The organism is Georgenia sp. Z1344 (genome assembly GCF_057652375.1).
Window position 1 is genome coordinate 626,593 of record NZ_CM172728.1, and the last position, 18,523, is coordinate 645,115.

The window sequence follows — 18,523 nt, forward strand, 5'->3', positions numbered from 1 at the left end:
CGATCCTTCGAAGCGTTCGGGCGCCGTTACTTCCAGCGCTGGGCGCGGCGTTCGAACGCCTGCATGACGAGTGCGAGCACGATGCCTTCGACGGCAACGGCGATGGTGAGGGCGTAGAGCTTGTCTGCCTGGAAGAAGCCCCGATAGTCGAGCATCAGGGAGCCGATGCCGATGGGGAGCATGATGAGTTCGACGATGATCATCCCGGCGAATGCGCGACCGAGCCCGGTTCGCAGTCCGGTCATGATCGCCGGGAACGCGCCCGGGATGAGCACACGGCGCCAGAGCTGCGACTCCGATGCGCCGTAGGAGCCGGCCATCTCAACGAGCGTGTGGTCGACCGCCCGGACGCCCGCCCGGACGTTGGTCGTGATGAAGACCCAGCTGAAGAGCACGATGATGAAGACTCGCGGCGTGAGCCCGAGCCCCATGGCCACGAGGACGACGGGGATGAGCGGCGCGATCGGCAGCGAGAGGCTGACGGCGGTGATCGGCCCGAAGGCGCGGTCGACGGACTTCCAACGCGCCATAGCCAGTCCGAGGGGAACCGCGATGAGGACCGCGACGGGATACCCGATGAGTAGGGCGACGTTCGAGCGCGCGAGAGCCGGCCACATCTCACCGGTGACGAAGGCGATCTCCCACAGGGCCGCCATCGCCTCGAGGAAGGTCGGCATCAGGAGCGAGTCGGTCCACCGTGCGCCGACCTCCCAGACCACGGCGAAGACGACGATCGTCGCGATCCGCACGCCCCAGGACTCGGCGCGGCTCAACTTCTGGCGGAGCGTGACGCGCGGCGTCGAGGGAAGGTCGACGAGCTCTCGCCGCGTGCGGTGCCCGGCGTGCGGCGCAGCCGCCGTCACTGCGAACCTCCTCCGGCCACCTCGAAGTCGGCCACGGCGTCGGCGTTCAGCTCGTCACCGATCACCTCGGCTTCGCGGTAGAAGCCGATGGTCGCGTCCACGCTTGCCGGATCCAGCTCAGGGGTCTCGGGGAACGTCCCGTTCTCCACCAGTGCCTCGAGGACGGTCTGCACCTCGGCGGGCTCCGACTCGAGGATCTCGGCCGCGGTCTCCGCGAAGGCCGCGGGGTCCTCGTTCACGGCCGCGAACTGCTCCTCGAGGGCGGCGAGCAGGGCGGAAGCCGCCTCGGCCGCTCCCCCGTCCTGGGCCCCGTCGACGACGATGGTCTGGGTGAGCAGGTCCGCCTGCGTCTCAACGAGGTTGTCGATGACGTGCGCGACGCTCTCGTCCGGCTCGACGCTCATCCAGTCCTCGACTCGGACGATCGTCCCGTCGATCTGACCGTCGAGAAGGGCGGTCACACGGTTGCTCGACCCGGAGATGACGACGAACTCGGGCTCGGCCTCGGGGCACGACTCCTCGAGGTAGCGGCGCAGGTGAGCCGTGCTGGTGGATCCCTCGGAGTGGTAGGCCACCGTCCGTCCGTCGAGGTCCGCGCAGGTCTCGACGTCCGCGGATCCGACGATGAGGTAGTCGAGGATGTTGTTGTTGCCGACCATCGTCAGCTCGGCGCCACCCTCATCGGCGGCCATGACGGTCGCCGGACCCATGGAGGCAACGTTGATGTCGCCGCCCATCAGCGCCTGGGTCTGCACGTCCGGCGAGTCGAACTCGATGTACTCGACGTCCCAGCCCTCCTCCCCAAGGGAGTTGAGGGCCGCAATGATCGGGGTGTCGGTGGGGCCGATCGTGCCCGGGAAACCCAGGGTGATCGTCTGGGAGTCGGTCTCCGAGTCGTCCCCGCCGCACGCAGTGAGGACGAGAGAGGCTCCTGCCAGAAGGCCGAGACCCTGGACTACGCGTGAGGAGGCCATGCGATTCAACTCCTTCGTTGTATTCCCGCGGTCATCGGTGACGAGGCGGGCGGTGTCGCTGGACTGACTGTAGACGAGATCATATACGATTCATGATCAGCGTCAACCTTCGATGGCAAGATCGCGTGGATCCGCTGCGTTCTGCCGGTACCAGCAAGACGGGCGCGCGCATCGGACCGCGCACGGCCCTCGCTCGTTCAGCCGACCAGATCAGCCGGTGGGCGCGATGCTCGTCCCCCACACCTCGCGTGCGAGAAGGTCGTTCCGTGCCATGTCCGACGACGTCGGGAACGTGTCCCCAGGGGCGCCTCACTCACAGTCCGGGATCGCGTACCACGGCACACGACGGCAGGCCCCCGGCCTACCGTGAGGCGGTGACGCCCGACGACCGCGCCGGTACAGACGCCCGAGCCGGTGCCGACGACCGCGCAACGCGCGCCCGGCACCGCGCGGGTCGTCGCGAGCTCGCCGAGCGACGTCGGACGGAGCAGGCGAGTCGGACGGGAGCGGACGCGCGGCCGACCGGCCCGGACCGCGACCCGCCCCGCAGCGCGGCGGACTGGATCGCCGGTCTCACGCTCCTGGTCGGCGGGGTCCTCGCCGGCCTCACGGTGCTCCGTGTGTCAGCGCCCGGTTCGCTCCACGACGAGCCCGCGGCGCTCCTCGGCATCCTCACGCTGATCGCGTGCCTCATGGTGGCCCTGGGCGCCGGTTTCCTGCTGCCCACGAGGTGGTCGCACGTCCCCGTAGGCACCTTCTTCGGCCTGCTCGCGGTGCTCGGGGTGGCCATGGTGGTCCTGCCCGACCTGTTCGTCGGTTCCGGGCCGCAGACCGCGGGTGTGGGTCGAAGCAGCGTCGACCTCCCGATGTCGCCGGGCGAGGCACGCGCGCTCGGCATCGGTCTCGCGCTCGGCGGCGGGCTCGCCCTCGCCTCGACCGTCGCGTTCGTCAGTCGCCGCCGCTGACACCACTCGTGCCGCGTTCGCGACCGACCACCTCGACACCCGGCACGACGACGAACGACCACCGCCCGGACCGGGACGCCCGGTCGACGGTCAGGACTCGCTCTGAACCACCTCGAAGCCGAGCACCTGGACGTCCATCCCGCGCTTCTGGTCGTTCTCGTGCCCGCCCGCGGGGCGCGCGGACGACCACGCCTCGTAGTCGTCGCGGCTCTCCCAGCGCGTGACGACGAAGTACCGGCCCTCCCCCACCACGGGGCGGAGCAGCTCGAAGCCGAGGAACCCGGGCGAGGCGTCGACCGCCTTCTTCCGGGCCGCGAAGCGCTGCTCGATCTCGGCCTCCGCCCCGGCGGGGAAGGTCAGGGCGGTGATGTTGACGAACGGCATGCGATCTCCCTCGGCGACGGGTGGCCCCGCCGGCTCGACACGACTGACCCGCCCAGGCTAGATCCGACCTGGCGAGGGAGTCCGAGGCGAAGGTCCCACCGCCCCGGGCTCGTTCGCAGCGCCGGACCCGCCGGCCGGCGGACGCGCCGTCCGCCCGAAGCACTCCCGACGCCGGAGTCGTTCCCCCCGCCCGCGGCGCGCCCGCCACATCAGAGCGGCCCGAGCACGGCGCGCGGATCGGCGTCGAGGGCCAGGGTCTCGAGCACGGTGAGCAGCTCGCGCTCCTCGTACCGGAAGTGACTCTCCATGATCGCGGCGATCCCCTCGAGGTGCCGTTCGAGCGCCTCGGGCGGCGCGGCCCGGTCGACGGAGGCGAGCAGCCCCGAGATCAGGTGCGCCATCATCGAGTGGTCCTGCTCGAGGTAGCGCAGGGTGTCCCGCAGCTCGGGGTGCTCGGCCACGATCGCCGGGAACAGCTCCCGGTCCTCGCCCTCGTGGTGCCCGGTCAGCGCCGAGCAGAACCCGTGGCAGAACAGCAGCAGCTCGCGAGCAGCCGGTTCGGCGGGGGTCCCGTCGGCGAGCGCCTCCCGGGTGACACGCAGCGCCTCGCGCAGCCGGTCATGGACGGCTCGTAGCTCGCGGCTCCAGGCGACGAGCCTGGTGGTCTCGCCCTCAGTCACGTGAGGGCGAAGGTGACGACGTGTGCATCGTCGGTCTCCTTCGGTGTTCGGCGCCTCCATGCCTGACACTGCCTGCCACCGGCACGCGACGCTCCGGGCAGGCTACGTGCCGACCGGCGCCGATGGAAGGGGACCGCCCCTCGGCCACGACCCGGGCGGCGCCCCTGGGAGATCCTCCTTCTCGGCACGCACCTCGCGCTGCCGGCGGACCTGCGAACGGGCGGGGCGGGCCTACCCTGACGGCGTGATCGGACAACTGGCGTGGGTGACCGCCCGTGCCGCACGGGGCACCGACGACGACGAACCCCTCGCCCTGGCCGCGCTCCGTTCCGTCGGCGTCGAGGTCGAGGTGGTCGACTGGGACGACCCCGCGGTCGACTGGTCCCGCTTCGACCGCGCGGTGCTCCGCTCGACCTGGGACTACACCCGCCGCCTCCCCGAGTTCATGGCATGGCTCGAGTCGGTCGACGCCGTCACCGAGGTGGTCAACCCGCTCGCCCTGGTGCGGTGGAGCAGCGACAAGAGCTACCTGCTCGAGCTGGCCGAGGCCGGCATCCCGACGATCCCGACGACCGTCGTGCCGCCCGGGGCGGCCGCCGAGATCTCACCGGGCGGGGTCGTCGTCAAACCGTCCGTGGGCGCCGGCAGCCGCGATGTAGCCGCCTTCGTCCCGGGTCGCGAGCGGGAGGCCGCCACGCAGGTCGACCGGTTGCACGCCGCCGGCCGGACGGCCCTCGTCCAGCCGCTGCTCACCTCCGTGGCCGTCGACGGCGAACGGGCGCTCGTCCTCCTCGACGGCGAGCTCAGCCACGCGGCACGCAAGCGGGTGGTGATCCCGGGGTCGGTCCCCGTCGCGCCGGCCGATGCCCGCACAGGAACGGGCGGCCCACTGTTCTCCGCCGAGACCATCGTTGCGCACGAGGCCACCCACGAGCAGGCCGCCCTGGCGCGGGCGGTCGTCGACCACGTGTCCGGCCGCTGGGGCGTGCCCACCTACGCACGCGTGGACCTCGTCCGGGACGACGACGGCCAGGACGTGGTCCTCGAGGTCGAGCTGGTCGAGCCGTCGCTGTTCCTGCCGCAGGCCGACCGCGAGGCGACGCACCGGCTCGCCCGCGCGCTCACGCGCTGAGCCCCTGGCGCCCCCTGGGCGCGGGCGCACTCCTCCCGGGCCCGCCCTCCTCCCGGACGCGCGCCGTGCCCGGGCGCGGAGACGACTCGGGGGCGGGTGCCAGATCGGCACACCGCCCCCGTCGTCAGCCGAGAGTCACTTCTTCTTGTTCTTCTTCGACTTCTTGTTCTTCTTGTCGTTCTTGTCCTTCTTCGACGCCTTCTTGGCCATGGTGCACCTCCCTCAGTTGTCAACTCCTTGTTGACCTGAGTCAACCACCGGTTGACGCGTCGTGTCAATCAAGGGTTGACGACCGCGTGTCGCGCCCACCCGAGCCGCGGTCGGCGCACAGGCCGGATCGGGCGCTGCACGCCCACCGTGCCTGGGACGACATGCGCCGGAATTCCCCGCATCCGCTGGATACGATGCGCCCATGGGCAAGCGAGCTGAGGCGACGACGGATGCGCCCGCCGACGCGACGAGCGCGGCCGCGGAGCCGACGACCGGCACCGACACGCCCGACCCGGTACAGACCGAACAGGCCCGCACCGCCCTCAGGACTCTGACCTCCGGCGACGACCCGCTGACTGTGCTCGACGGCGCCCGACGCCTGCGCGAGAACGCCGAGACCATCGAGGCCGACGCCGTCCGCGCGGCCCGCGCGGCCGGCGTGTCCTGGTCCAAGATCGGCGCCGTCTACGGCCTGACGAAGCAGGGCGCCCAGCAGCGCTTCTCCCCGAAGAACGCGGACAAGCGTGCACGTTCCGACGGCACGCACGGGTCCTGACAGTCACCCGCGGGGCGTGACGGAGACACACCACGCCGGATTCGCGCTCACGATGCCAGACGCCCGCGCGGCGCAGACGGGGCAGGTCACGCGCGCCAGGCGCGCAGCGCCTCCGCAAGCCCGACGTCGGACCCCTCGCCCACCCACGCGACGTGTCCGTCGGGCCGCACGAGCACCGCGCTGGGCGCCGCGACCTCGCCCAGCACCGGCAGCTCCCAGTGCCCGTCGCACTTCGCCGCGACGTGTCGGAGACCGTCGGCCTCCGCCGGCGGCACGGCGCCCCCGAGTGCGGGACCACCGAGCTCGAGGAGCAGCGGCCGGGCCTCGCGCAGCAGCTCGGCCACGCGCACCGGTCCGTCCACGGCATCGAGGTCGATGTCCGGCATCCGCCGCCCCAGCAGCGGATGTCCGTCACCGAGGTCGTACACCACGTCGAGGCCCGCGACGAGCGCCGCCGCCCGCGCGTGGGCCTCCCTGACGCCGAGCAGGTCGTCGAGGATGTCGCGCATCGCCTCCTGCCGCGGGTCGGCGCGCTGGAACAGCGACTGCGCCATCGTGTAGCCGAGCGCCCGGGCCCCGGCGGGGTGCCGCTCGGCGTGGTAGCTGTCGAGCAGTCCGTCACCGGCGACGCCGCGCACCACGCGGGCCAGCTTCCAGCCGAGGTTGACGGCGTCCTGGATCCCGAGCCCGATGCCTTGGCCGCCCGTCGGCGAGTGCACGTGCGCAGCGTCGCCGGCGAGCAGAACCCGGCGGTCGCGGTAGGCGGTCGCCTGACGGGTGGCATCGGTGAACCTCGAGAGCCACGTCGGGTCGTGGATCCCGAGATCGGTGCCGAACGCTTCGGTCAGCGCACGCCGCAGCTCGTCCGTCGTGGGCGGCGTGGAGGGCCCGATCTCGGCCTCGGTGACGACCACCCGCACACTGCCGTCGTCCATGCGGTGCAGCCCGTGGACGCCGCGATCGTCGACCTTCCCCGCCGTCGGCAGCTCCTCGGTCGCCTGCACCTCGGCGATGAGACTGCTGCGGGTGGCGTCCGGACCGGCCAGCTCGATGCCCACCGAGCGTCGGACCACGCTACGACCGCCGTCGGCCCCCACGACGTACCCCGCCCGCAGGGTCTCCCCCGAGGCGAGCCGGACGTCAGCGCCGTCGTCGTCCTGGGAGACGCCCTCGACGTCGACCCCACGCCGGATCGCGACGCCCAGCTCCTCGAGCCACCCGGCCAGGATCCGTTCGACGTGGTTCTGGAACAGGGCGAGCGTGTACGGGTGCCGGCTGGGCAGCACGCCGAGGTCGAGCGACGTCGCCCCGAGCATCGCCCGTTCGATGCGCGTGCCCTCGGCGAGGAACCGATCGGCGACGCCCCGCTGGTCGAGCACCTCGATCGTGCGCGCATGGAAGCCGCCGCCGCGCGAGCCCGCCAGATCCTGCGTCTCACGCCGCTCGACGACCAACGGATCGATCCCGGCGAGCCGAAGCTCCGCCGCCAGCATCATGCCCGTCGGCCCGCATCCGACGATCACCACATCGCGCCTGTTCATGCTCGTCCCCCTCTGTCGGAAAGCGCGGAGCATGGCACACAGGGGGGCTCTTGCGGCAAGCCCCCTGGGCCTCGCTACCGTGGGCACAACGGCGCGGACCGCGCGGCACTGTCCTGGACGCGGAGGATTCGCCGGCGGACGAGGCTGCGTGCCGGGCCCTGCGACCGGCTCAGCTGTCCGAGACCCCCGTGACCGAAGCAAGGGTGCCGCCGACGGCCCACAGCACGCCCCCGAGGACCGCGACCGCGAGAGCACCGCCGGCACCGACGACGCCGGTCAGACTGACGAGCCACCAGACGAGTGCGACGACGAGCAGCAGATACCCAAGGACCGTGAGGACCTCACCGAAGACACCGATACGGACGACGACGGGGTGACGGCGGATGCGAGCCGCCCACCCGGGGCGCTTCCCGCCGTTCGTGCTACCCACGCGTCGACCGTACCGGCCGGGGAGTCGGAGCCGACCTCCGACTGAGCAGCACGCAGCGCGCGGCGCGGCGACGCCCCCGGGACGCGTCAGAGGTACCTGCGGGCCACCTCGACCGTCGCCGGGCCGTAGTGCCCGCCGAAGATCACCGCGTGCATGACGAGCATCGTCACCTGGTGGAGCCCGACCCGCTCGCGCCACCCGTCGGCGAGCGGCGAGACCTCCTGGTACCCGGCGAGGATGTCGTCGAGCCGGTCGACACCGAAGACGTCCAGCGCCGCGAGATCGGTCTCCGCGTGGCCGCCGTGCGAGGTCGGGTCGATGAGGACACCCTGCACGCCGCTCGCGGGGTCAGCCTCCGCACGCGCCCCCTCGCCGTCCGCCGGGCTCGCCGCCCACACGACGTTGCCGCCCCACAGGTCACCGTGCAGCCGCGCGACTCCCCCGCCGACGAGCGCGGGCTGGTCGGCGTCGAACCGCCCGTCCGCGAGCCGGTCGGAGAGGCGCTCGAGCACGCGCGCCCCGTCGTCGTCGATCGATCCCTGCGCGACCGCCCGCCGCGCGTACGGCCTGACCTGGTACTCCGCGTAGAACTCGCCCCACGTGGCGAACACGGGGTCGGCGTCGTGGTCGTGCAGCGGCATCGGTCCGGAGCTGCGGGGCGGCTGACCGGTCCAGCCGGGCGGGGCGCAGCCGAGCGACGGCGCGCCGGCGGCGTGGGTCCGGGCGAGCCCGCGTCCGAAGGCCGCCGCAGCCTCCGCGGTGGCGGGGGCATGCTCGAGCAGGACGAGGTCGACCCACCCCTTCCCCTCGGCGACGATCTCGACGACGGGCGCCCCACCCTCGGGCTGCGCCTCCGCGAGCCAGCGCAGGCCGGCGGTCTCGAACGCGAGGGTGCCGGGTTCGTCGGTCTTGGGGAAGATCGCCATGCTCCATCGTCACCCGACACTGCCTGCGCGGTCATCCCGTGACCGGTCAGGCCGTCGAGGCGTCCGCACGAACGGCGGAGTAGCGTGGACGGCTCGCCCCCAGGAGGAGCAGACATGTCATCCCCAGCGCACCCGAACCACCCCCACGAGCACCTGTCCGCGACGGGTGAGCCGAGCGTGCCGGTCGTCGAGTCCGACCAGGACCTCGCGCCACGCCCCGAGGAGGAGATCGCGGACCAGCTGCGTGCCGAGCCCGACGACGAGGGCCGCGGCGGCACGTCGACCTGACTGGCCGAGGCGACCATGACCGACGACGGGTCGATCCACGGCGAGGGTTCGATCTCCGACGACGCCGAGCACCCCTGGCCCGAGACGGCGGAGGCCCTCATGCGCTCGCGCTTCGCCGCGTTCCGCGACGCGGACGCCGCCTGGCTGCTCGCCTCGTGGCACCACTCGACCCGGCCGGCGTCCCTCCCCCTCGACGACAACCCGGCGTGGCGCGGGCTCCAGATCGTCGACAGGGTGGCGGGCGGTCGCGACGACACCGAGGGCGTCGTCGAGTTCCGGGCCACCTACCGCGAGCCCGGCGGCGGGGTGGGCGTCCAGCACGAGCGGTCGCGGTTCGTCCGCGAGGAGGGCCGCTGGACCTACCTCGGGCCGGAGCGGCCGACGACGACGTGACCGGGCCGGGCCGGGCCGGGCCGGGGGCATGACGGCCGCTGACAGAGGCACCCACCAGCCGGTGACACCTGTCAGCGATCGGAGAGGTCGGTCACTGCCATGCTGCTGTCATGAGCAGAAAGACACTGGCCTACATCGCCCTCGTCGTCAGCATCCTCTTCGGTGCCGGGTTCATCGTGTTCGAGGAGTCACGCGGCACCTACGCCATCATCGGTGGGGCGGTCGTCGCCATCGCCTGGATCTCGGTCGGCTACCTGGGAAAGCCGGACGAGCCGGACGACGCACCGCGCGACCGGATCTGAGCGACCATCGCCCCGATCCGGCCGGCACGACGACACCGTCATCGACGACGGACACCTTGCCACACGACCGGCCGGGTCCGATCGCGCGGACGACAGGTCACCGAGAACGCGTGACCATGTCCGTCGACTCAGGCCGGCGTCGAGATGTCGACCACGAGCTCCAGGAACCGATCGAGCAATGCCGGCCCGCGCCGCTGCGCCTCGTCGGGCTGCATCTCGGTCAGGTGGAGCGACAGCCCGTCCAGCAGCGCCTGCAGGAGCATCGCGTCCTCGTCGACGTCATCGACCTGACCGTCCATCGTCGTCACAACCGGCTCCTCGACAGCGGAGGTGGGTGGGAGAGAGCGCCGCGCCCGGACGATCCGGGCGTACATCTCGAGCAGCTTCTCGTTCGTGCGGTTTCTCAGGTCCGCCAGCGAGGGGTCGGTCGCGGCGTGTGCGACAAAGGCCAGCCACACCGCGTGCTCGCGCTGTCTCTGCTCGTCGAGCGGTAGCAGCTCCAGGAGGATCTCCCGGGTCCACTCCTCCACGTCGCCCCACCGGGCGACCCGTGACAGTCGGTGCTCCACCCCGTCGGAGATCCACTCCATCGCGAACCGGATCATCTCGGCCCGAGTACGGAAGTGGTGCTGCACGGCGCCACCGCTGACGCCGGCCTCCGCCGCCACCGCTCGCACGCTGACCCCCGTGATCCCCTCTCGAGCGACCACCCGGGTGAGCGCCTCGGCCAGCCTGTGCCTGCCGTCCCTTGCATCTGCCATGGGTAGACAATACAGTCGCACGACCTTCCAATACGAACGTAAGGTCGCCCTATGGAACTGATGGTCACAACACCCGCACGAACGGACAAGCCGCCGGGGGCCGGGCACCGCCGCCAGTCACAGCTGTGGGGCGCAACGGCTCTAGCCGTCGTCCTGCACAACACCGAGGAGTGCCTGCTGGACATGACGGGCTGGATCGCCGAGCACCCCTGGCTGCCGGGACGCTCCCTGCACGGTGATCCGGCCGAGTTTGCGCTCGTGCTCGCCCTCGTCACGCTCGCCGTGCTCGGCCTCGCCGCCGTCGCCGTCGGCACCCGGCCGCGCTGGAGCGCCACCGTGCTGGCGTGCGTCGCCTGTGCGCTGATGGTCAACGGCGCCGGCCACGTCGTGCTGAGCCTGCTCTCCTGGAGCCCGATGCCCGGCCTCGTCAGCGGCGTCGCCCTGCTGCTCCCGCTCGGGACGCTCGTGTCCCGCGAGCTTCCTCCGGTGCGCTGGACGTCGTCGACCGTGACGCTCGCGACTCTGGCCGCCGTCGGCCTCACCGCCGGCGCCTTCGCCCTGGCGGCCGTGCTCACCGCGCTCGTCGGGCGGGTGGCGTGACCATGGTGACGAACCAGTACCCTGCGGCGCAGCCCGGCAGGTCGGCGAGTGGGAGCAGTCGTCACCGCCCCGGGACCGACCGGCGCCCGACGGGCCTCGTGACTTCGATCGTCTTCGGCATGGCCCTGCTCGCGGTGCTCGTGTGGCAGTTCGCCGGCGTCGCCGACGACGGCCAGCAGCTCCAGGTCCTCGACCCGGGGCTTCACCCGGCGGGGAAGGCCGTCCTCGTGGGCACCCTCGCCGTCAGCCTGGTCTGCAGCGCGGTGGCCTGGGCGCGACGGCGGTGGACGATGCCGGTGGCCCTCGTCAACACCGTCGCCAACGGCGCCGGGGCCGTGTCGGTCGTCGTGCTGGCGGTGGAGGGCACGCTCCTCTCCCCCGTGCCGGCCGGAGCCACGGCCGGGACCCGCACCGACGTAGCGGACCTGACCGAGCTGCTCCTGCTCCTCGTCACGGTGGTCGCGATCTGGGACAGCCTCGACGGGATCCTCCGTGCGCTCCGGACGGGGCCGCGCGCAACGCGCCGCCACACATCCACCAACGACGAGGACCACTCATGACACACCTGCACAGTCCCTGGACCGGCATGGTCCCGGTCGACGACACCGCCCTGTTCACCAATGACACCGGCGGGCCCGGCACACCCGTCGTCTACCTCAACGGCGCATACGCCGACCTGCGGCACTGGGACAGCGTGGTCGCCGATCTCGGAACCGCCGACTGGCGGCACGTCCGCTTCGACGAACGGGCGCGAGGACGCTCCCGGCGATCCGTCGACTACTCCTTCGAGGCGTGCCTGCGCGACATCGAGGTCGTGCTCGACGCGGCGGACGTGGAACGCCCCGTGCTAGCCGGCTGGTCCTACGGCGCGACACTGGCCGTGCACTGGGCCCGTCGGCACCCGGACCGCACCCTCGGGGTGGTCGCCGTCGACGGCGCCATGCCCTACGACTGGATCGACGACGAGGCGCGCGCCCGACTCCGTCGGCTGTTCCACCGCATGCGATGGATCCTCCCGGTCGCGAGCCGGATGGGTCTGGCCGCGCGCATGAGTGCGGCACAGCACGCCGAGGTCAACATCGAGGTCAACGAGCTGCTGGGCACGCTCGAGTCCGTGCTCGACAGCATCGAGGCGCCCGTCCGGTACGTCGTCGCGACCGGCGGACACCTCGGCACGGACGACGCGGAGATGGCGAAGGTGCGAGCCACGCTCGAGCCGGTCCTCGACCGCAGGCCGAACATTCGCGTCAGCGCGACGGTTCCCACCAACCACGCCAGGATCCTGCGGCGGGAGTTCGATGCCGTCGCGGACGCCGTCCGCGAGGTCGGGCGACCGGCCGGCCCCGGGGATGGGTGATGATCGACGCCCAGCGGCACGGGCGTGTGGCGGGTCGGTGGGCGCTCAACGGCCGGCCGCGACCGCCTCGACCTGGACCAGCAGCGCAGGACTCGCCAGGTGCTCGACGACGAGGAGCGTCGACGCCGGCCGGTGCCCACCGAGACACCCTCTCGCCGTCTCCGTGAAGGTCGGGATCGCGTCGTGCGAGGTGAGGTAGATCCTCAGCGACGCCACGTCGGTCATGCCGAGATCCGCCTCGGCCAGTACCCGGGCGACGTTCTCGAACGCGATGAACGTCTGCTCCGCCAGGTCCGCTCCGATCGTGGCATCGGGCCGGACGCCGACCTGCCCGGACACGAACGCCAGGCGACCGGCACCGAGCACCAGTGCGCCCTGACTGTGGAGCGGCGAGTCGAAATCCCTCGGCGGCTCAAGAGGTCGGATCAAGGAGTCTTGCTGTTCGTCGTCGTCCCGTGGCATACGCCCCACCCCCTACACATTGTCGAGCCTCGTTCTCCGTCTGCACCGGTCGTGGCCACACGATAGGCCCCGACGCCCGATGCTCGACGACCACGGCGCCGTCGTTGACCATCTCTGGCCGATAGATCCGCGGCCCGTACACATACCATCGAAAAAACGGCTGAACCCCCGTCACCGGGGGTTCAGCCGTTCACGATGTCCTGGGACATCACAGGGGTGGAGCTACGGGGATTCGAACCCCGGACCTCTTCCATGCCATGGAAGCGCGCTACCAACTGCGCCATAGCCCCGCTGCCCCGAAGGGCGAGGACGACTCTACGTCACCTCCGCTTCACCATGCCAATCTCAGCGGCCCCTCGCCCGCGTGATTCCCAGCACGCTCAGCCACCGCCCGGCCGCCGGAACTCCGCCCGCCGACCGGGACCGACGGCCCAGGAGACGGCCTCGTCCGCGTCATACGGTTCCCGTAGGGGGTCGACGAGAGGAGAGAGGGCATGAACGGCAGGCTCGAGGGCAGGACGGCACTCGTCACGGGCGCGGGTTCCGGCATCGGCGAGGCGATCGCCACGAAGTTCGTCGCGGAGGGCGCCTCGGTCGTCGTGGCGGACGTCAGCGGGCGCCAGGACGAGGTCGCGGAGCGCCTCGGCGACCTCGCGGTCCCCTACCAGCTCGACGTCGACGACGACGCCGCGATCGACGCGCTGGAGAGCTACCTGCGCGAGACGCACGGCGGCATCGACGTCCTGGCCAACAACGTCGGCGTCAACGGGCCCGCGCTGCTCTCGCACGAGTACCCGATGGAGGACTTCGACCGCGTCCTGCGCATCAACGTCCGGCAGTTCTTCCGGGTCCAGCAGGTCGGTCTGCGCCTCATGCTCGAGCGCGGCGGCGGCTCCATCGTCAACACGGCCTCGATCGGCGGCGTCCTCGCGACCCCGTCGGCCGCCGCCTACATCACGTCCAAGGGCGCGATCGTCATGATGACGAAGACCGCCGCGCTGGAGTACGCGGACAAGAACATCCGGGTCAACGCGATCGGCCCGGGCGTCACGCGCACCCCGTGGCTGGACGGGCTGGGTGACGAGCTCAACGCGACGCTCGCGGCCCAGGTCCCGCAGGGGCGGGTCGGCGAGGCGTCCGAGATGGCGAACGTCGCGGCGTTCCTCGCGAGCGAGGAGGCCTCGCACGTGTCGGGCCAGCTCTGGGTCATCGACGGGGCACGCACCGCCGGCTGACGCCCGGCCCTGATGTCGGGCCCCGGTCGACTCCCGTCGGCCGGGGCCCGTCGTCGTTCAGCGCTCGGGGACCCCGGTCTGGTCGGCCTGCGTGGGCCGCCCCGATGCGCCGGTGACCTGCTGGTCGCCGTGGTCCGTCGACTCGGCGGCCCGGTCGAGGATCGTGCGGTGGGGCCGGGGCACGAGGTCGACCCCGATGTTGTGCACGCTGAGCCGCCACGCGGGCTCGCGCCCGGGGTTCTGCCCGAGCACCGACCAGTGGCAGTTCCCCATCCCGCCGAGCCAGTGCGAGTGCGCACCCATCCCGAGGACGTAGGCGATGCCGAGGGTGATCGCGGCACCGTGCGCGACGACGGCGACGATCTCCTCGTCGTCGGCCGCCTCGGCGACGTCGAGCAGCGCGCGGCCGACCCGCTCCCCCGCCGCTGCCCGCGACTCGACCCCGATGCCGTCCGGGTCCTTGCCCGCACGCCACACGGCGAACTCCTCGGGCCAGCCCTCCTTGAGCTCGGCGTGCGTGTGCCCCTCCCACAGGCCGAAGCCGCGCTCGCGGAACCGCTCGTCGGTGGTGACCTCGAGCTCGGCCACGCTCCCGAGGATCCGCGCCGTCTCGTGCGCGCGGGAGAGGTCGGAGCTGATGATCCGCGAGAGGTCGGTGCCGCCGAGGACCTCCGACGCCCGCTCGGCCTGCTCGCGGCCGGTGTCGTTGAGCGGGATGTCGATCTGGCCCTGCATCCGCATCGCGTGGTTGTAGTCGGTCTGCCCGTGCCGCAGGAGGACGAGGGCGCGTGCCGTCACAGGTCGGCCTGCAGCCCGGTCGCCCGGTACGGGGCCTCGTCCTCGGTGCCGGGCACCGACTCGTCCACGACGACGTCCTCGACGTCGACGGCGACGACCGGGCAGTCGCCCCACAGCCGCTCGAGCGCGTAGAACTGCCGGTCCTCCGCGTGCTGGACGTGCACGATGACGTCGTTGTAGTCGACGAGCACCCAGCGCGACTCGGTCAGGCCCTCGGTCCGCACCGGCTTCGCCCCCTCGGCGGCCAGGGCCTCCTCGATCGCGTCGACGATCGCGCGCACCTGGCGCTCGTTCGAGCCGGACGCGACGAGGAAGACATCGGTGAGGACGAGGCGCTCGGAGACGTCGAGCGCGATGATCTCCTCCGCCTTCTTCGCTGCGGCGGCACGCGCCGCCACGTTCGCCAGGTGGCGGGATCGCTCGTCGGCGGCCACGGAACTCCTCGGTTCGGGAACAGGTGGCCCCGATCCTACGGGCTGGCGATCAGCGGCCGAAGAGGTAGAGCCCGACCGCGGCGCCGACTCCGAAGAAGATCGCCGCGAGCAGCACGACGATGGCCAGGCCGCGCCACCACCGGACCGGCCGGGTGGGGCGCTTGCCGGGCTTCCGGCCCGCCGGGCCCGAGGGTGCCTTCGCGTTGCGGTGGCCGGTGCCGGCCGCACGTCCGCGCTGGGTCGTCGTGGCCACCGGGGTCCCTTCGTCGTCGTGCTGGTCGTCGTTCGCCGCGTCCCGCGCGGGATCGTCCGACTCCGCGTCACGCGTGCCGCCCCCGGCTGCCGCGGGACGGACCGCCGTCGCGGCCTCCTCGTCCTCGGGTGCGGGCGGCGGGGGTGCGGCGCCGTCGCTCGTCGGCCCGGACGGCGCGCGGTCGTCGTCGGTCGGGCCCGGGGGTGCGGCGGGCACGGCGGCGAAGGGGCGCACGGAGGTGCCCTCGGGTCCCGACGTCGCGGGCAGGTCGGTCGCGCTCGAGCTGTCGGCCGGCCGGACCTCGCTCACCTGCGACCCTGCGGCCGGACCGGCCACGGCCGCCGAGCCCTGCCCGGGCTCCCAGGTGGCCTCGTGCGCGCGCGTGTCCTCGAGGCCCGCGTCCTCCACTGACGGGTCGCCTACGCCGGTCGGCTCCCCTGCGACGGTCGGCTCCCCTGCGCCATACGGCTTGCGTGCGTCGGTTGGCTCGCCCGCGCCGATCGGCTCCCCTGCCGCGGGCGGGCCGTCGGCCCGCCGCACGTCGCCCGCCGAGGGGGCGGGCGGCGGAGTGCCCTCCAGCGCGGCCCGCGCGCGGTCCTCCGGACTGCCGCCGCGCTCGGCGGCGACGTCGCGGCGCGCGTCGTCGGCCATCCGGGCGGCGTCACGGGCCGCCTGCTCGCGAAGCGACCGTCGGGTGACCGGCTGCTCGCCCATCACGCCACCGTCGCCGGGTCGATGTACAGGCGGTGCTTGGCGATGTACTGCACCACGCCGTCCGGCACGAGGTACCAGACGGGCTTGCCCTCCTGCACGCGCAGCCGGCAGTCGGTGGAGCTGATGGCCATGGCGGGAACCTCCTGAAGCTTGACCCGGTCCTCGGGCAGGCCCTCGGCCACGAGGTCGTGGCCGGGCCGGGTGACACCGACGAACGTGGCGAGGTCCCACAGCTCGTCGGCGTCCTTCCAGGCGAGGATCTGGGACAGGGCGTCGGCGCCGGTGATGAAGAACAGCTCGGCGTCGGGCATCTGCGCCTGGATGTCGCGCAGCGTGTCGATCGTGTACGTGTCGCCGCCGCGGTCGATGTCCACGCGCGAGACCGTGAAGCGCGGGTTCGACGCCGTCGCGATGTTGGTCATGAGGTAGCGGTGCTCGGCCTCGGTGACCTTGCGGTCCCTCTTGAACGGCTGGACGCCGGTGGGCACGAAGAGCACCTCGTCGAGGCCGAGGAGGTGCTGGACCTCCGATGCGGCGACGAGGTGGCCGTGGTGGATCGGGTCGAACGTTCCGCCCATGAGGCCGACGCGGCGTCGGCGTCCCCGGTGGGAGCGGGCGTTCACGTCAGTGGCGCGTCCTGACGGATCGGAACGCCCAGGTGAGCAGCAGGAGCATGAGCAGGATCGCGAGCATGATCGCGCCGCCGACGTAGGCGTTGAGCTCCGTCGCCATCGGCTCCGCCGCGGTGTGGGCGGACATGTTCACCAGCGAGCTGGCCATCGGTGGTCTCCTTCGGTCGAGTTCGGGGGCCAGTGTCGCACGAGCGGGGCACCGCGCGACTCAGCGCCGGCCGTCACCGATCTGGCCCGGCTCTCCCCCGCGCAGCCGCCGCAGCTCGGACTCGATCTCGGCCTCGCGGCTCAGGCGGGCGAACTCGTCGCGGACCTGGTGCGAGCCGGAGTCGGTCCACGCCAGCTCCTCGTAGGCGGCCTGACGTGTCTCGAGCTCGGCGACCTCGCGCTCGGCCGAGCGGACGGCCTCCGCCGTCGACCCGGGCACGTCGGCACGCATCGCCTGCGCGATGGTGGCCGACGCGCGGGCCGCCTCCCGGTCGGCCACGAGCGCGCGGCGACGCGACTCGACCTCCTGGACGCGGGCCTCGAGCCGGGCCACGCCGGCGCGCAGGTCCTCCTCCTTGTGCCGCAGCTCGGCGACCTGGTCGGCCAGCCGGTCCCGCGCGGGGCTCGCTTCGAGGGCGCGGCCGAGCGCGGCCCGCGCAGCGGCGTCGTCGCCCTGGTCCACGGCGATCGCCGCCGCACGCTCGTGCCCCTCGACCTCGAGGGCGGCGCGCTCGTGGAGGAGCTCGGTGCGGCGCCGCTGGACGGTCAGCTCGCCGACGCTCCGGCGGGCGTCGTCGACGGCGGCCCGCTGGCGGCGGACGGCCTCCGCGATCTCGGTCGCCGGGTCCGACGGCGGGTTCTTCGCCTCACGACGCCGACGACGACGGTCGTTCCCCTCGGCACGGCCGATGCCGAAGATCCGGCGGCCGACGCCCATCAGTCGTCCTCGGCCCGGCGGCGCGACCGGCGCACGCGGTCGGACTCGCGCACGCGGTCGGACCGGCGCTCGATCCCCCGGTCCTCGCCCTCGCCGAGCGCGCCGAGCGCCTGTGCCTCGAGCATGAGGTCGTCCGCCGCGCGCTGCAGCGCGGGGGTCGACGACGAGCGCGAGTGCAGGAGCGAGCGTCGCAGGTCGCCGGAGAGCCGCTCGTGCGTGCGGATGTCCGGCAGCAGGTCGGTGAGCAGGCGGTGCCGCATGGCGGCGTCGGGCTCGTTCTCGACGACGCGCAGGTCGTCGTCGATCTCCCGGTAGGCCCGGTCGAGGTCGGCCGCCACCTGCGGGAGGTCACCGACGGGCCGGCCGGCCTCCTTCGCGGCGGCCAGCGCGCGCTCGGTCGCGTCGGTCGAGCGGCGCATGGCGAGCCGATGCTTGGCCACCTCGCGCACGGTCGGGTCCGAGGAGAGTGCGCGGACGTTGAGCTCGCCCTGCTCGATACGGCGGCGCACGCCCTTGCTGCGCGTGAGGCGGCGGACGCCGTACCAGACGCTGCCCACGCCGACCACGGTCGTGGCCACGCCGATGCCGGTGATCCACAGGAGGACCTCGACGACCTCGGGCATGGCGGCTCCTGCACGTTGCGGGCGGGTGGGGCGTGTCCCCAGGGTACGGGGAACTCGGCGCCTCCGGCCGTCGGATTCGCCCAGG

At 72.6% G+C, this 18,523-nt stretch carries 26 protein-coding genes and 1 tRNA gene; 10 read left to right on the forward strand and 17 right to left on the reverse strand.

Annotated elements, in window-relative coordinates:
* Positions 1–26: 26 nt before the first annotated feature.
* Together AC24FB_RS02800 and AC24FB_RS02805 are read right to left on the reverse strand one after the other, a co-directional pair.
* On the reverse strand, positions 27–863 hold the full coding sequence (locus AC24FB_RS02800; RefSeq protein ID WP_425712896.1) for an ABC transporter permease: 837 nt from the start codon (positions 861–863) through the stop codon (positions 27–29).
* Positions 860–1,837, reverse strand: coding sequence for an ABC transporter substrate-binding protein (locus AC24FB_RS02805; protein ID WP_425712895.1), 978 nt, complete (start codon positions 1,835–1,837; stop codon positions 860–862). Before AC24FB_RS02805 ends, AC24FB_RS02800 begins: the two co-directional genes overlap by 4 nt.
* A gap of 374 nt (positions 1,838–2,211) precedes the next feature.
* Here AC24FB_RS02805 and AC24FB_RS02810 point away from each other — a divergent pair, with 374 nt between their 5' ends.
* Positions 2,212–2,802: a hypothetical protein gene (locus AC24FB_RS02810; protein ID WP_425712894.1), complete on the forward strand. Its 591-nt coding sequence runs from the start codon at positions 2,212–2,214 to the stop codon at positions 2,800–2,802.
* Between the two features lie 90 nt (positions 2,803–2,892).
* Here AC24FB_RS02810 and AC24FB_RS02815 read toward each other — a convergent pair whose 3' ends face one another.
* On the reverse strand, positions 2,893–3,186 hold the full coding sequence (locus AC24FB_RS02815) for an antibiotic biosynthesis monooxygenase family protein (RefSeq protein ID WP_425712893.1): 294 nt from the start codon (positions 3,184–3,186) through the stop codon (positions 2,893–2,895).
* 209 nt (positions 3,187–3,395) lie between these two features.
* Entirely contained in the window at positions 3,396–3,866 is a 471-nt protein-coding gene (locus AC24FB_RS02820; protein WP_425712892.1) for a hemerythrin domain-containing protein, read from the reverse strand.
* A gap of 244 nt (positions 3,867–4,110) precedes the next feature.
* Here AC24FB_RS02820 and AC24FB_RS02825 point away from each other — a divergent pair, with 244 nt between their 5' ends.
* Both AC24FB_RS02825 and AC24FB_RS02830 read left to right on the forward strand, forming a co-directional pair.
* Positions 4,111–4,998: an ATP-grasp domain-containing protein gene (locus AC24FB_RS02825; RefSeq protein ID WP_425712891.1), complete on the forward strand. Its 888-nt coding sequence runs from the start codon at positions 4,111–4,113 to the stop codon at positions 4,996–4,998.
* Positions 4,999–5,410: 412 nt separating this feature from the next.
* Entirely contained in the window at positions 5,411–5,764 is a 354-nt protein-coding gene (locus AC24FB_RS02830) for a hypothetical protein (protein WP_425712890.1), read from the forward strand.
* Between the two features lie 86 nt (positions 5,765–5,850).
* Here the strand turns inward: AC24FB_RS02830 and AC24FB_RS02835 are convergent, their stop codons facing one another.
* From AC24FB_RS02835 to AC24FB_RS02845, 3 genes are all read right to left on the reverse strand, one after another.
* Positions 5,851–7,305: an FAD-dependent monooxygenase gene (locus tag AC24FB_RS02835; RefSeq protein ID WP_425712889.1), complete on the reverse strand. Its 1,455-nt coding sequence runs from the start codon at positions 7,303–7,305 to the stop codon at positions 5,851–5,853.
* A 169-nt stretch (positions 7,306–7,474) separates the two neighbouring features.
* Positions 7,475–7,735 carry a hypothetical protein gene (locus AC24FB_RS02840; RefSeq protein ID WP_425712888.1) on the reverse strand — a complete coding sequence of 87 codons (261 nt, stop codon included), beginning with the start codon at positions 7,733–7,735 and terminating at the stop codon, positions 7,475–7,477.
* A gap of 86 nt (positions 7,736–7,821) precedes the next feature.
* A complete protein-coding gene (locus tag AC24FB_RS02845; protein ID WP_425712887.1) occupies positions 7,822–8,661 on the reverse strand; it encodes a fructosamine kinase family protein in 840 nt (279 codons plus the stop codon).
* 114 nt (positions 8,662–8,775) lie between these two features.
* On the opposite strand from AC24FB_RS02845, the gene AC24FB_RS02850 reads away from it, so the two are divergent.
* The 3 genes from AC24FB_RS02850 to AC24FB_RS02860 all read left to right on the forward strand — a co-directional run bounded on the left by AC24FB_RS02850 (position 8,776) and on the right by AC24FB_RS02860 (position 9,644).
* Complete coding sequence (locus tag AC24FB_RS02850; RefSeq protein ID WP_425712886.1) at positions 8,776–8,949, forward strand: hypothetical protein; 174 nt, start codon at positions 8,776–8,778, stop codon at positions 8,947–8,949.
* A 99-nt stretch (positions 8,950–9,048) separates the two neighbouring features.
* Positions 9,049–9,342, forward strand: coding sequence for a YchJ family protein (locus AC24FB_RS02855; RefSeq protein ID WP_487561387.1), 294 nt, complete (start codon positions 9,049–9,051; stop codon positions 9,340–9,342).
* Between the two features lie 110 nt (positions 9,343–9,452).
* Positions 9,453–9,644, forward strand: coding sequence for a hypothetical protein (locus AC24FB_RS02860; protein WP_425712884.1), 192 nt, complete (start codon positions 9,453–9,455; stop codon positions 9,642–9,644).
* 128 nt (positions 9,645–9,772) lie between these two features.
* On the opposite strand, the gene AC24FB_RS02865 is transcribed toward AC24FB_RS02860, so the two are convergent.
* Positions 9,773–10,426 (reverse strand): TetR/AcrR family transcriptional regulator, encoded by a 654-nt coding sequence (locus tag AC24FB_RS02865; RefSeq protein WP_487560907.1) that lies wholly within the window; start codon positions 10,424–10,426, stop codon positions 9,773–9,775.
* Positions 10,427–10,456: 30 nt separating this feature from the next.
* On the opposite strand from AC24FB_RS02865, the gene AC24FB_RS02870 reads away from it, so the two are divergent.
* From AC24FB_RS02870 to AC24FB_RS02880, 3 genes are all read left to right on the forward strand, one after another.
* Positions 10,457–11,005: an HXXEE domain-containing protein gene (locus AC24FB_RS02870; RefSeq protein ID WP_425712882.1), complete on the forward strand. Its 549-nt coding sequence runs from the start codon at positions 10,457–10,459 to the stop codon at positions 11,003–11,005.
* A 98-nt stretch (positions 11,006–11,103) separates the two neighbouring features.
* On the forward strand, positions 11,104–11,565 hold the full coding sequence (locus tag AC24FB_RS02875; protein WP_425712881.1) for a hypothetical protein: 462 nt from the start codon (positions 11,104–11,106) through the stop codon (positions 11,563–11,565).
* Entirely contained in the window at positions 11,562–12,362 is an 801-nt protein-coding gene (locus AC24FB_RS02880; protein WP_425712880.1) for an alpha/beta fold hydrolase, read from the forward strand. The genes AC24FB_RS02875 and AC24FB_RS02880 overlap by 4 nt, the downstream gene beginning before the upstream one ends.
* A gap of 45 nt (positions 12,363–12,407) precedes the next feature.
* On the opposite strand, the gene AC24FB_RS02885 is transcribed toward AC24FB_RS02880, so the two are convergent.
* On the reverse strand, positions 12,408–12,701 hold the full coding sequence (locus tag AC24FB_RS02885; RefSeq protein WP_487560913.1) for a RidA family protein: 294 nt from the start codon (positions 12,699–12,701) through the stop codon (positions 12,408–12,410).
* Between the two features lie 340 nt (positions 12,702–13,041).
* Positions 13,042–13,114 (reverse strand) — tRNA-Ala (locus AC24FB_RS02890).
* A 204-nt stretch (positions 13,115–13,318) separates the two neighbouring features.
* Here AC24FB_RS02890 and AC24FB_RS02895 point away from each other — a divergent pair.
* Positions 13,319–14,059 (forward strand): SDR family NAD(P)-dependent oxidoreductase, encoded by a 741-nt coding sequence (locus AC24FB_RS02895; protein ID WP_425712878.1) that lies wholly within the window; start codon positions 13,319–13,321, stop codon positions 14,057–14,059.
* 57 nt (positions 14,060–14,116) lie between these two features.
* Here AC24FB_RS02895 and AC24FB_RS02900 read toward each other — a convergent pair whose 3' ends face one another.
* The 7 genes from AC24FB_RS02900 to AC24FB_RS02930 are packed head-to-tail and all read right to left on the reverse strand — an operon-like array spanning position 14,117 to position 18,438.
* On the reverse strand, positions 14,117–14,857 hold the full coding sequence (locus tag AC24FB_RS02900) for a histidine phosphatase family protein (protein ID WP_425712877.1): 741 nt from the start codon (positions 14,855–14,857) through the stop codon (positions 14,117–14,119).
* Positions 14,854–15,291, reverse strand: coding sequence for a ribosome silencing factor (gene rsfS / locus AC24FB_RS02905; protein WP_425712876.1), 438 nt, complete (start codon positions 15,289–15,291; stop codon positions 14,854–14,856). Before rsfS ends, AC24FB_RS02900 begins: the two co-directional genes overlap by 4 nt.
* Positions 15,292–15,340: 49 nt before the next feature.
* Positions 15,341–16,258: a hypothetical protein gene (locus AC24FB_RS02910; protein ID WP_425712875.1), complete on the reverse strand. Its 918-nt coding sequence runs from the start codon at positions 16,256–16,258 to the stop codon at positions 15,341–15,343.
* On the reverse strand, positions 16,258–16,836 hold the full coding sequence (gene nadD, locus AC24FB_RS02915) for a nicotinate-nucleotide adenylyltransferase (protein WP_487561389.1): 579 nt from the start codon (positions 16,834–16,836) through the stop codon (positions 16,258–16,260). Before nadD ends, AC24FB_RS02910 begins: the two co-directional genes overlap by 1 nt.
* Positions 16,837–16,882: 46 nt before the next feature.
* Complete coding sequence (locus AC24FB_RS02920) at positions 16,883–17,038, reverse strand: hypothetical protein (protein ID WP_425712873.1); 156 nt, start codon at positions 17,036–17,038, stop codon at positions 16,883–16,885.
* A 60-nt stretch (positions 17,039–17,098) separates the two neighbouring features.
* On the reverse strand, positions 17,099–17,815 hold the full coding sequence (locus AC24FB_RS02925; RefSeq protein WP_425712872.1) for a PspA/IM30 family protein: 717 nt from the start codon (positions 17,813–17,815) through the stop codon (positions 17,099–17,101).
* Positions 17,815–18,438: a hypothetical protein gene (locus AC24FB_RS02930; protein ID WP_425712871.1), complete on the reverse strand. Its 624-nt coding sequence runs from the start codon at positions 18,436–18,438 to the stop codon at positions 17,815–17,817. Before AC24FB_RS02930 ends, AC24FB_RS02925 begins: the two co-directional genes overlap by 1 nt.
* Positions 18,439–18,523 lie beyond the last annotated feature (85 nt).